Raw genomic sequence first — 13640 nt, forward strand, 5'->3', positions numbered from 1 at the left:
ATTTAATAGGAACGTTCCATAAAAAATAAATCTAGTCATTAATTATTTAATATTAGCCAGTTACCCACGAAAGCCTTTTGTTTTACAATCCTTTATTCTTATTTTTCATCAATAACCTAACTGTAAGTCTCTTTTACTAGGACATTTAGCTAAATTTTTGCTAAAACAGTAAGGCTAATAACGATAAATAATAAAAAGGGTGTATATGCTTAACTCGTTGAAATTTACTTCCAAAGTGACTATTGCAGCCTCCTTAATTTTGGTTTTGGTGCTAGGGTTATTTACTTTTAATAACTACATTGCGATGCGCAAGCAAACCGAGCAGCAGTTAAGCCTAGTATTACAACAAAACTCAGAATCTGTTTCACAAAATATAGCGAGTTGGTTAAATGCAAAGTTGGCGATTGTTATATCAATTGCTAAAACCCATAAAGCTAATGATTCTAAAGCACTCACCCTTTCACAACTAAATACAGCAGAGCTTGCTGGAAGCTTTAAAAATACGTATATAGGTAAATCCAGCGGCACGTTTATATTAAACGATCAAACGGTTGTATTACCTGCAGATTTTGATGCGACTTCTCGTCCTTGGTATAAATTAGTCGAAAACAAATCAAATACCGCTTTTACAACTCCCTATATTGATGTAACAACTAACGAGCTTACAATCTCAGCGGTAGTACCCATACTCCAAAATGGTCAGTTTAGCGGCGTTGCAGGTGCCGATATTGATATGCAAACTGTAACTAAAATTATCAACGATATTGACTTTTTAGGTCTTGGTTATGGTTTTTTACTCGATAACAAAGGTCAAGTGTTAAGCCATCCTAATGCTAAGTTAAACTTAAAAAATACATCAGATATTTTTGGTACTAATACGCCTTTGCAAAGTGAGTTTACCCAATACGAAATAAACGGAGAGTCTAAACTTATCTCGTTTACAAAAATTAGTGGCATTGAAAATGTAGATTGGTACCTAGGTGTTGTTATAGATAAAGATAAAGCGTATGTCAGCGTTTCTAACTTTGGCCAAACTGCGGCTGTTTTTATGGTGATAGGGATCATTGCTATCATTATTATGATGCAGCTTTTATTACGCTATTTAATGCAGCCTATGAACCGTTTAAATGATGCCATTAAAGATATAGCACAAGGCGAAGGCGATTTAACAAGGCGTTTAACCGTTGAAAACGATGATGAGTTTGGCGACTTAAGTCATTCATTTAATATTTTCATCGAAAAAATTCAGCATTCAATAGAGCAAGTAAAAGACTCCACTGAGCAATTAGATACAGCTATTGAGAGCTTGGTATCACAAACACATTCATCACTGTCTATGTATGATGATCAAAGTAAACGAACCGATAGCGTTGCAGCGGCTATTAATCAGTTTTCAGCTACATCAATGGATATTTCAAGTAATGCAGAGAGTGCTTCGCAGCTTGCTAAAAATGCAGATGAGCACTCAACACAAAACCAAGAAGCATTAAGCCACAGTGTTGCAACCATCCACCAGCTTTCAGCTAATATGGAGAAAGCTCAGCAAACTATAAACAGTTTAAATACACACACAGCCAGTATTGGGCAAGTGCTTGAAGTTATTAAAGGTGTAAGCGAGCAAACTAATCTATTGGCACTCAATGCAGCAATAGAAGCCGCTAGAGCAGGGGAGGCAGGACGCGGTTTTGCCGTTGTAGCAGATGAAGTACGCCAATTAGCACACCGCACTCAACAATCAACGCAAGAAATTGAAGACACGGTGAGCCAGTTACAAAAAGGCTCAAACCTTGCTGTAGAGCTTATGAAAACAAGCCTTCAAGACAGTGAAAAAAGCGTACAACAAGCAGATGCCGTCGGCAATTTAATGAGTCATGTTATTCAAGCTATTAAGCAAATTAACGATGCAAATCATTCTGTGGCCAGTGCAACAGATGAGCAAAACCAAGTTGTTAAGTTATTAGATACTGATATTCAAACAATTAGTGCGCTTTCTATACAAGGCAAGGCTAACTTAAATGACACGCTTAACGAATGTACCAAACTAAAACAGCAGTTTAGTGCCTTAGAAAATATGGTTCAAAAGTTTAAAGTATAAAATTAATGACTAAAAAAAATGTGAATAAACCAAATTGGCTCAGTCTAATAAATATCGACAGTGTTTATAGCTCAGACATGCAACGCAAAGCGTTTTCTTTATTTACCATGATTGGGATATCAATTGTGGTGATTGCTGTACTCGTGTTTTTGAATTATAAGGTTTACTCACCGATACTCACCGCTTCATTAATTATCGTTAACATTACAAATATAAGCTGTTCTATCTACTTTATAAAAACAGGTAATCTTCAAGTAGTGGCATTAATAAGTATGAGCATTGTGTGCATGATGTTTGTTGCACTTGTTTATACCGGTGGTAAAGACAACACCGCGCTATATTGGCTAATGTTTTATCCAGTAGTAACGTTTGCATCTTTAGGGGTCAGATTAGGTGCTTGGTTAGGTTTTACTTTACTGTTTTGTTGTATTGTTATTTTATACGGCCCTGACTTTGGTCAAGTTAGCTATGGCGATGTAGAAAAAACACGATTTATAGCGTCATTTTCTATGGTGTTTTTATTCTCATTTATTGGTGAGTATTTTAGACATAAAAGCCACATGGCTATTGCCGATATTACGCTAGAGCAAAAACAACATGCGTACACAGATCCCCTTACTGGCATGGCAAACAGACGCTTTATTACCTCTCATTTTTTAAAGCTTGCCCAAACACGCCCAGATCAGTACTTACCTTTTTCAATTTTGTTAATTGATTTAGATAACTTCAAATCTTTAAACGATACGCATGGTCACGACTTCGGTGATACGGTATTGATTGAATTTACCAAGCTCCTTGAATCTCAGTTTTTGGCAACTGCGTTAAAAGCGCGTTATGGCGGTGAGGAGTTTGTTGTTATTTTACCGCAGGTTACTGTTCCTACAGCCACTGTAATTGCAAACAAATTTCGAGAGGCTGTCGCAGGGCACGTTATATTTACCGATGATAAGCAGCGTATTTCAATCACCTGTAGCATTGGTATTTCCCAAGTAAATAAAGTAACTGATTATGATGATTCATTAAAACAAGCAGATGAAGCTCTTTATAGTGCAAAGGCTGCTGGTCGTAATAGAGTCGTCTCGAACTAGTTGAAGGATTAATATGTCTCAAAGTAAATTAATATATGTTCATGACCCTATGTGTAGTTGGTGTTGGGGTTACTCACCAACCTGGCTTAAGCTAAAATCAGAGCTTGCTGGTAAAGTAGCAATTGAATATAAAGTAGGTGGATTAGCACCTGATAGTCAAGACCCAATGCCACAGAATATGAAAGAGATGCTTGAGGGTACTTGGCATAAAATTTCAGCGCAGTTAGGTACGCAATTTAATTATAACTTTTGGCGCGATTGCCAGCCAAGACGTTCAACGTATCCCGCATGTAGAGCCGCACTTATAGCGCGTAAAACAGATAAAGAAGCTCAAATGGTGGCTGCAATTCAACATGCTTATTACTTAAACGCGCAAAACCCGTCTGATGAAAGTACATTAATTAGTTTGGCTGAACAAATAGGCTTAGATAAAAATGAGTTTACTGCGCAGCTAGCATCAAGTGAGCTTAATGATGAACTTAAAGAAGAGTTGTCTTTCGTTCGTACGTTACCTATTCAAGGGTTTCCCTCACTCGTGCTTATAAAAGACAATAAAGCACACCCAATAGAAATTAATTATACCGATTGGCACTATTCCCTTAATCAAATTAATTCAATTTTAAAATAACCCAGCTTGTTTATAGGGCATTTGGTTAACAAATGCTCTTATCATCTTAAAAATCTCATCGTAAGTCTTAATTGTTACCATTGTCATAAAAGCGACTTTTTTGCGCAACATCCTTGTCATGTTTCATCTATAAACTCCTGCTCATTGAAATTATTAAGTCATAAATTATTTATATAACAAAGTTTATGACCTTAAAAAACAAACTAGCAAATCCGCTAACTAACGAGCAAAGGTGTATGCGATGAAAGGCGTTAAACCATTAATCTTAGCTGGTATTGTGGCCGCAAGTGCAGCAGTACACGCAAACGATTTAGATAAGGTTATTGATAAAAGCAGTGAAATTAATAAATCAGCTGCGCAATCACAAACAAAAATAGACAAGATTGCAGATTCAATGCAAGGGCGTTTACAGCAGTTTAAAACCCTCAATAAAGAAATTGACGGTTTAGCTGTTTACAACGCTCAGCTAACTAAGCAGTTAAATAATCAAATAGAAGAGATGGAATCGTTAAACCTATCGATGGATCAGGTTTCTATTATTGAACGTCAAATTACACCTTTAATGATGCGTATGATCACAGGCCTTGAGCAGTTTGTATCACTCGATGTGCCATTTTTACAAGACGAGCGTGCAAAACGTTTAGACTCATTAAAAACCATGATGGATCGTGCTGATATCACTTCAAGTGAAAAATTTCGTCGTGTGTTAGAAGCTTATCAAGTGGAAGTTGATTACGGACGCACAATTGAAGCGTACACCGCTTTATTAGAAGTCAGTGGTAAAGAGCGTGAAGTAGACTTTTTACGCATTGGTCGTTTAGAGCTTATTTATTTAACGCGAGATGGTAAGCAAGCAGGCAGCTGGGATACAAACACTAAAACGTTTGCGGCACTTCCTGACTCAACTATAAGCCAAATTAATAAAGGTCTTCGCATAGCGCGTAAGCAACTTGCCCCAGATATGTTAACTCTGCCAGTACACGCAGCAGAATAAGAGGTTAAAAATGAAATTGTTTACTCAAATGACAAAAACGGCTCTTTTTGCTGCAAGCCTTACACTAAGCCTAGGTTTTACAGGTAATAGTATCGCGGCAGAGTCAATGGATCTTGATTCGTTACTTAAATCAATTGAAGACGGGAAATCGGTTCAAAGCGCACAAAACAAGCAACGAGAGCAAGAATTTACCTCGCGTCAAAACGATCAAGTGCAAATGCTAAAAGATACACAAGCAAAACGCAGTCAAATGCTTGGTGAGTCAGAGCGATTAGAAACACAGTTTGAAGAAAACGAAGTTAAGCTTGCTAATTTAACCGACACTTTATCAAAGCGTATGGGATCACTTAAAGAACTATATGGTGTTCTTCAGCAAGTTGCTGGTGATTCAAGCAATAAATTTGCAACATCGGTTGTATCGGCAGAAATTCCGGGCCGAAGTGCTTTTATGGACGATCTCGCTCAAAAAATGGGTTCAACATCAAAGCTTGCTTCAATCGACGATATTGAAAAAGTGTGGTACGAGTTGCAACGCGAAATGACCGAGCAAGGCAAAGTAAGTCGCTTTAATACAACGGTTATAGTCGAAGGTGGTAGTAAGGCACAGCAAGAAGTTGTTCGCGTAGGTGCTTTTAACCTTATATCGGGCGGTAAGTATTTAGAATACAACCCAGGTACGAATACACTAAGCGAACTAACTCGCCAACCAGTATCGCGCTACACATCGACAGCGGGCGATTTACAAGAAGCTAAGACAGGTGTTGTGCAATTTGCACTTGACCCAACAGGTGGTTCAATTTTAGGTTTACTCGTTCAAGCCCCAGATACTGCAGAGCAAGTACATCAAGGTGGCGCTGTTGGTTACGTAATCTTAGGTGTAGGTTTACTTGCATTATTAATTGCTATTGAGCGTCTTGTATCGCTATTACTTGTTGGTGGGAAAATTCGCCGCCAGCTAAAAGACAGCGTAGCGAGAGATGACAATCCACTAGGTCGTGTTATGAAAGTTAAAGACGACTACCCAAATGTTGCCTACGACACGTTAGAGCTTAAATTAAGCGAAGCTATTTTACGCGAAATGCCAAAAATTACGCGTAACTTAACACTTATCAAAATTATATCGGTAGTTGCACCGCTATTAGGTTTACTTGGTACGGTAACCGGTATGATCAATACCTTCCAAGCAATTACACTATTTGGTACTGGCGACCCTAAATTAATGGCTGGTGGTATTTCTCAAGCATTAGTAACAACCGTATTAGGCTTAGTTGTTGCAATACCAACCGTATTTATTTACACGCTACTTAATACTCGCTCAAAAGGTTTACTGCTTATATTACAAGAGCAAAGCGCCGGTATTATTGCAGAGCGTAGTGAGAAAGGAGAATAAGCCATGGTGCTATTGATTGACTCAATCAATGCTATCCGTGATTTTCTCGACACTGGTGGCCAAGTTCTCTTGGTCATTGGGGTGTTAATCTTCGCGATGTGGTTATTGATACTCGAGCGATTTATTTATTTTTTTAATGGTTTTCGTGGTTATAAAAAAGACGCTAAAAGCACATGGAGTTCTCGCTGTGAGCGTAACAGCTGGAATGCAGAGCAAATTCGTCAAGCGATGATCTCGCGTGCAAGTATGCGCCTAAATACTAATTTACCGCTTATTAACGTAATGGTTGCGTTATGCCCGTTACTTGGCTTATTGGGCACAGTAACAGGAATGATTGAAGTATTTGATGTGATGGCAATTACAGGCACAGGCAGTGCGCGCTCAATGGCATCGGGTGTATCTAAAGCAACTATTCCAACAATGGCGGGTATGGTAGGTGCGTTATCGGGTGTATTTGCATCAACGTATTTACAACGCAAAGCCAAGCGAGAAGTAGAGCTACTACAAGACAGCATGGTTTTAGACCATTAAGCAAAATTTTGATAAGCGGCCCATTTAAAGCCGTTCATCCTAGGAGAATAAAAATGAGAGCCCCTTTAGGTAATTTAATGCAAGAAGACGAAGCTGAAGAAATAAACATGACACCTATGTTAGATGTTGTTTTTATTATGCTTATTTTCTTTATTGTTACAGCGTCGTTTGTAAAAGAATCGGGTATTGATGTAAACCGACCTGAAGCAGCAACAGCTGTTAAAAAAGAACGTGCAAACATATTAGTGGCGATTTCTGACACGGGTGAAATTTGGATTAACAAACGTCAAATTGACATACGTGCAGTGCAGGCCAATATTGAGCGTTTAAAAGCTGAAAACCCGCAAGGTAGTGTTGTTATTCAAGCTGACAAAAAATCAACAACCGATACTTTAATAAAAGTAATGGATGCAGCACGCGCAGCAGGTGTGTTTGATGTGTCGATTGCGGCTCAAGAAGCATAAGGGCAGGCAATGCGTTATTTAGTAGCATTAGTTATAGCCGGTGTAGTGACCTTTATGTTGTTTTTAGGCATGCAGGCACTTATTACTGGTGGCGAAGGTGTAATGAGTGAACCCGCCAAGGGTAACGTACTTGATTTTGTCAGGCTTAAAAAAGAAGAAAGCGTGCAAAAAAAAGAACGTAAACCACAAAAACCACCAACACCTAAAGAGCCACCTCCGCCAATGGAATCGCCGCAAATGCAAAATAGCGACGCGACTGCGAACGCTAATAACTTCGACTTTGGCGCCAATGTGGATGCGGATGTAAATTTAGCCGGTGGTTTAGCACTTGAAACAAGTGATGGTGAGTATTTACCCATTGTTAAAGTGGCGCCTGTTTATCCTCGTCGTGCATTATCACGTGGCATTGAAGGCTACGTTATTGTTGAATTTACAGTAACTAAGCAAGGTACGGTACGAGACCCACAAGTGGTTAAAGCAGAGCCTGAGTCTCTCTTTGATAGAGCGGCGATGGATGCAGCCCTTAAATTTAAATATAAACCGCGCGTAGTCAATGGTGAAGCCGTTGAAGTTGCGGGTGTTCAGAACAAAATATCTTTCCAAATTAGCGGTTAATTTAGTAAGTAACCACGAGTAAACGGTCAGAAATGCGAGGCGATTATGAAACTATTTATTAAATCTGTTATGAAATTAAGCCCTACAGCTAAATTTTTAAAATTAACACTATTTTGTACTGCTGCAATAAGTACAAGTATTGTTGCACCAAGTGCCCTAAGCCTAATGCCAGGGTTAAATGTAGCTACGGTATATGCAGATCAAGAGCAAAAAACAAAACGTGTCCCAGCGCTACGTGAAAAGGTTTATAGTCAACTGGCTCGTGCCCAAAAACTAGCTGATGATGGCGATGTTAAAGCAGGGCTTGAAGCGCTTGATAGCATTAAAGAACGAGCCTCGAGTATGAACTCGTACGAAGTTGCGATGATGCATAATTTTTATGGCTTTATTTATTACAACGAAAACGATTTACCCAAAGCGATTGCCTCGTTTGAAAAGGTCGTTGCAGAGGAGGCCATTCCCGAGTCGCTTCGTTTAAGCACCACGTTTAGTTTGGCGCAATTAGCTATGGCTAATAGTGATTACACTAAAGTTATCGCATTTTTAGATGACTGGGACAGTATTAACACTAAGCCTAAAACAGAAGGCTACTACTTATTAAGGGCTCAAACTTACTATCAGTTAAAGGATTATAAAAAAGGGCTTGAGTACATATCTCAAGTTATCTCTTTAAGTGATAGCGAAGGTAAAACCCCTAAGGAAAACTGGTTAGTACTACAGCGTGCAATGTATTACTCGCTTAATCAAACTGACAAAGTTGTTGAAGTACTTGAGCGCATGGTAAAACTTTATAACAAACCTGAGTACTGGGTACAGTTATCGGGTATGTATGGCGAAACTGGGCAAGAAAAAAAGCAGCTAGCCATTATTGAAGCAGCTTACCAGCAAGGTTTTTTAACGTCTAAATCTGATCTACGCCAATTAGCGCAAGTGTATTTATATAACGGTTTGGCTTACAAAGCAGGCGTTGTAATGAGTAAAGCGATTAAAGAAGGTGTCGCAGAGCAAAACGCTAAAAACTATGCCTTTATAGCTGAGGCGATGATCCAAGCAAAAGAAGACGAAAAATCAATAGAATACTTTGTAAAAGCAGCTGATTTATCATCCAGTGGTAAGTATGACCAACGCTTAGCTGAAGTTTACGTTAACACTGAGCAATATGAAGAAGCGGCGGACGCAGCGCGTAAAGCACTTGATAAAGGCTCACTTGATTTTGAATCAAATGCATTTGTTGCCTTGGGTATGGCTCAGTACAACTTACAAAATTTTGATGCATCAATTTTAGCGTTTGAACAGGCAGAAAAACATAAAAAATCACAGCGTTTAGCGCAACAATGGATTAAATATGTAAAGCGCGAGAAAGTGCATGCAGAAACATTAAGAACGGCACTGCTTTAAGCTTTAGTAATAACGTTTAAATATAATTTCATAATCGAAAATCCAAACCACACTATTTTTAGTGTGGTTTTTTTATGTTTTTAATAAATTAACTACTTGAATTTTATGTAAATAACTTTGTCATCTTATGTTTATTAAAGTGTAACTGTAATGTCATATAGCTACCGTAAGGTAGGCGCTGCTGATAACTCAAGTGACCTTAAAGCATTACTTAATGTTTTAAGGTGACTTGAGTTTATTTAAAGCACTTAACAAAATAATTAAATACTTTAACGGAGTGAACAATGAAATTATCTGACTTATTTAAAGTTAGTTTGATTGCAACTGCAGTATCTTTAGCGGGTTGTGGTGGTGACTTAGTTGTATCTGAAGGCGACACAACAATAAATGAAGGCGACACAGTTACTAATGTTGTTGAAGGTGGCAGTGATACAGTAGATGAAACATCGTCGCGTGATGATTCTCAAAATGGAACTACGGGTTTTCCTGCTGATATCGACAATGCACTTGTTCAAGGCTTAGCAACGGATGTCTCAAGTGAATTTCCAGCAATAACAGATAAACCAGTGTATCGCTTAAGTGCTGATACAACATTGATTGCTGATGTTTCATTAACTAATGATGCACATTGGATTGTGAGTGGTCGTACTGCTGTGGGTAATGACCGCGCAGATAGTACAACGCTTTATATTCAGCAAGGTACAACGATTATTGGTGAGTCAGGTGATGACTTTTTAGTTGTGCGTCGTGGTTCACAAATTGAATCAGTAGGCACTGCAAGCCAGCCTATTACGATGACATCAATTCAAGATGTTACGGGTAGCGAGACAGCAATTGGCCAATGGGGTGGTTTGGTATTACTTGGTAATGCACCTGCAAATTCATGTGGAGACCAACAAGGTGAAGCAACAGCTGACGAACTTGCTAACTGTGGTGTGTCAGCTGAAGGTGATGCAGGTCAGTTCGGTGGAAATATCAGTGATGATAATTCAGGTACTCTAAAATATGTACTTGTAAAGCAAGCAGGTAAAACGCTTGGTAATGGTGATGAGTTAAATGGTATTACATTTGCCGGTGTTGGCTCTGCAACTACAGTTGATTATATCCAGGTTCATGAAAACCTGGATGACGGTATCGAGTTTTTTGGTGGTACGGTTAATGTAAGTAATGTAGTGCTGACTAACATTGGTGATGATTCACTAGATTGGTCTTTTGGTTGGACGGGTTCGGCTACTAATGTTTACATTCAACAAGCTGCTAACGTAGGCGATAACGCTATTGAAGCGGATAACTCTGAGTTTGATTCAAGCGCCACGCCATTAACACTGCCTACTATATCTAACGTAACAATCGTCGGTGCAGAAGGTAATAATGGTATTCGTCTACGCGCTGGTACTGCGGGCGCTCTTAAAAATGTATTTGTAACGGGTCCTGCTACTTACGAAAACTGTTTACGTGTAGGGTCTGATTCAGTTCCTCGCGCTGAAGATGGCACACTAACGATTGTAAACTCTATTGTGGCGTGTCAAACAACTGCAAATAATTTTGGTAGTGAAGTAATTAACGGTGGCGATGTACAATCTTGGTTTGAAGGACAAGATGGTAACCAAGTACTTACGCCGGCAGAGCTTATGCTTGCTGATGACGGTTACACGCCACTTGCTGGTTCACCGCTTATCGCAAATGGTCAAATTGGTGCTTTTGATGGATCAACTAACTGGATGGAAGGTTGGACTGTCGGTATTAATGGCGGCTTCCCTACTGATATTGATAACGCGCTTGCACAAGGCTTAGCATCAGATGTTTCTAGTGAATTTCCAGCAATTACAGATAAACCAGTATACCGTTTAACTGAAGATACAACGTTCACAGCAGATGTAACGCTTACTAACGATGCACATTGGATTTTAAATGGTCGTACTGCAGTTGGTAATGACCGTGCAGATGCAACTATATTATATGTTCAAGCGGGTACAACGCTAATTGGTGAAACAGGTGATGACTTTTTAGTTGTACGTCGTGGTTCACAAATTAATGCCAATGGTAATGCAACTGCGCCAATCACTATGACATCTATTCAAGATGTAACAGGTGCTGAAACAACGATTGGTCAATGGGGCGGCTTAGTATTATTAGGTAATGCACCTGCTAACTCGTGTGGCGATCAAACCGGTGAAACGACAGCTGAAGAATTAGCTAACTGTGGTGTATCAGCTGAAGGTGACGCTGGTCAGTTTGGTGGTGATATTAGCGATGATAACTCAGGTGTTCTTCGTTATATTGTTGTTAAACATGCAGGTAAAACGCTGGGTAATGGCGATGAACTTAACGGTATCTCATTTGCAGGTGTTGGTTCACAAACGAAAGTTGAATATATTCAAATTCACCAAAACCTAGATGATGGTGTTGAGTTTTTTGGTGGCACAGTTAATGTTCGTAACATTGTACTAACTGATATTGGCGACGATGCATTCGATTGGTCATTTGGTTGGTCGGGTCGTGCACAAAATATCTATATTCAACAAAGTTCGGTTGAGGGTGATAACGCAATAGAAGCTGATAACTCAGAATTCGATTCAAATGCGACACCATTGACTAAACCGCTTATTTCTAACGTAACAATTGTTGGTGCTGATGGTACTAACGGTGTTCGCTTACGTGCTGGTACTGCAGGTGTGCTACGAAATGTTGTTATAACGGGCCCTGAAGGTTACTCAAACTGTTTGCGTGTAGGCTCAGACTCTGCTGCTAATGCAGAATCGGGTGAGTTGTCTATCGAAAACTCAGCTGTAGCATGTAGTGAAGACAATAACTTTGGTTCACAAGCAATTGGTAGTGGCAATGTGCAGTCTTGGTTTGAAGGTCAAACGGGTAACTTAACGCTTACGGCTTCAGCACTTAATTTAGCGACAGACGGCTTTACACCAAAATCGGGTTCACCTTTATTAGGTGCTGGTGGGGATTCATCGGAGCTTGACTCGTTCTTTACCAAAACAGATTACATCGGCGCATTCGATGGCGATAATAATTGGATGGATGGCTGGACAGTTGCTATTACACCAAGCTTTCCTGACGATATTGCTAATGCATTAGCACAAGGACTTGCAACAGATGTTTCTGCTAGCTTCCCTACAATTACAGACAAACCTGTATATCAATTAACCTCTGATGTTGTATTTACATCTGATGTAACACTGACTAACGATGCGCATTGGATTTTAAAAGGACGTACAGCCGTTGGTAATGACCGCGCTGACAACACAACACTTTATGTTCAGTTTGGTACAACGTTAATTGGTGAGTCGGGTGATGACTTCTTAGTTGTTCGCCGAGGTTCTAAAATTGAAGCAGTAGGCAGTGTAAATCAACCAATTACTATGACGTCAATCCAAGATATGACGGGTGGAGAAACTACGATTGGTCAATGGGGCGGTTTAGTATTATTGGGTAATGCACCTGCTAACTCATGTGGCGACCAAGAAGGCGAAGCTACCGCAGATGAACTTGCAAACTGTGGTGTGTCTGCTGAAGGTGACGCAGGCCAGTTCGGTGGTAATGACCCTGAAGATAATTCAGGTACGCTAAAGTATGTTGCAGTTAAACAAGCGGGTAAAACGCTCGGTAATGGCGATGAGCTTAACGGTATTACACTTGCGGGTGTTGGTCGTCAGACTGAACTAGATTACATTCACGTTCATGAAAATCTAGACGATGGTGTTGAATTTTTTGGTGGTACTGCAAATATTAGTCACCTTGTTTTAACAAGCATAGGTGATGATTCACTTGATTGGTCATTCGGTTGGACGGGTAAAGCGCAATATGTACTGATTAAACAATCAGACTCTGAGGGCGACAATGCAATTGAAGCTGATAACTCTGAGTTTGATTCAAGTGCAACGCCACTAACAATGCCAACTATCTCTAACGTAACAATTATTGGTAATGTGGGTGTAAATGGTATCCGCTTACGTGCAGGTACTGCGGGTATGCTTAAAAACGTAGTGGTTACAGGTGGTGCAGACTATTCAAACTGTTTACGAGTAGGCTCTGATTCAGCGCCACGAGCAGAGGACGGTACATTAACTGTTACTCACTCAGTCGTTGCGTGTGAAACCGCTAACAACTTTGGTACGCAAGCAATTGGTACAGGTAATGTTGAATCTTGGTTCTTAGGACAAACAGGCAATTCAGTTCAAGTAGCCGCTGACCTTGGGCTTGCAGATAATGGCTATATGCCAACTGCTGAGTCGTTATTACTTGGTAATGGCTTTGATTCATCAAGCTTAGATAGTTACTTTGATTCTGTAGATTACATTGGTGCGATGGATGCACAAACAGACTGGACAGCAGGTTGGGTAAAAGTAGGCCTTTAACCCAAACCACATTATAGCCGAGCGAAAGCTCGGCTAATGTCTTGTTTTGTTTCGGAGTATAAAA

At 39.7% G+C, this 13640-nt stretch carries 10 protein-coding genes; all 10 read left to right on the forward strand.

All coding sequences use genetic code 11. The annotated features are described in order from the left end of the window. Positions 1-205: 205 nt before the first annotated feature. The 10 genes from WNY98_RS02750 (at position 206) to WNY98_RS02795 (ending at position 13576) form a co-directional block, all read left to right on the forward strand. On the forward strand, positions 206-2095 hold the full coding sequence (locus WNY98_RS02750; protein WP_342877061.1) for a methyl-accepting chemotaxis protein: 1890 nt from the start codon (positions 206-208) through the stop codon (positions 2093-2095). Between the two features lie 5 nt (positions 2096-2100). Next, the gene (locus WNY98_RS02755; protein ID WP_342877062.1) at positions 2101-3183 is read left to right on the forward strand and encodes a GGDEF domain-containing protein; all 1083 of its coding nucleotides are present in this window, start codon (positions 2101-2103) and stop codon (positions 3181-3183) included. 13 nt (positions 3184-3196) lie between these two features. Next, positions 3197-3811: a DsbA family protein gene (locus tag WNY98_RS02760; protein ID WP_342877063.1), complete on the forward strand. Its 615-nt coding sequence runs from the start codon at positions 3197-3199 to the stop codon at positions 3809-3811. 241 nt (positions 3812-4052) lie between these two features. Continuing rightward, positions 4053-4805: a DUF3450 domain-containing protein gene (locus WNY98_RS02765; protein ID WP_342877064.1), complete on the forward strand. Its 753-nt coding sequence runs from the start codon at positions 4053-4055 to the stop codon at positions 4803-4805. A 10-nt stretch (positions 4806-4815) separates the two neighbouring features. Next, positions 4816-6195, forward strand: coding sequence for a MotA/TolQ/ExbB proton channel family protein (locus WNY98_RS02770; protein ID WP_342877065.1), 1380 nt, complete (start codon positions 4816-4818; stop codon positions 6193-6195). Between the two features lie 3 nt (positions 6196-6198). Further along, on the forward strand, positions 6199-6726 hold the full coding sequence (locus tag WNY98_RS02775) for a MotA/TolQ/ExbB proton channel family protein (protein WP_024591043.1): 528 nt from the start codon (positions 6199-6201) through the stop codon (positions 6724-6726). 53 nt (positions 6727-6779) lie between these two features. Further along, positions 6780-7190, forward strand: a complete 411-nt coding sequence (locus WNY98_RS02780; protein WP_024591042.1) for a biopolymer transporter ExbD — start codon at positions 6780-6782, stop codon at positions 7188-7190. 9 nt (positions 7191-7199) lie between these two features. Continuing rightward, complete coding sequence (locus WNY98_RS02785) at positions 7200-7805, forward strand: energy transducer TonB (protein ID WP_076924680.1); 606 nt, start codon at positions 7200-7202, stop codon at positions 7803-7805. A 69-nt stretch (positions 7806-7874) separates the two neighbouring features. Continuing rightward, positions 7875-9203, forward strand: a complete 1329-nt coding sequence (locus tag WNY98_RS02790) for a tetratricopeptide repeat protein (protein WP_342877087.1) — start codon at positions 7875-7877, stop codon at positions 9201-9203. A 284-nt stretch (positions 9204-9487) separates the two neighbouring features. Continuing rightward, positions 9488-13576 carry a hypothetical protein gene (locus WNY98_RS02795; protein ID WP_342877066.1) on the forward strand — a complete coding sequence of 1363 codons (4089 nt, stop codon included), beginning with the start codon at positions 9488-9490 and terminating at the stop codon, positions 13574-13576. Positions 13577-13640 lie beyond the last annotated feature (64 nt).

Source organism: Pseudoalteromonas sp. AS71, assembly GCF_038900275.1.
Classification (GTDB): Bacteria; Pseudomonadota; Gammaproteobacteria; order Enterobacterales; family Alteromonadaceae; genus Pseudoalteromonas.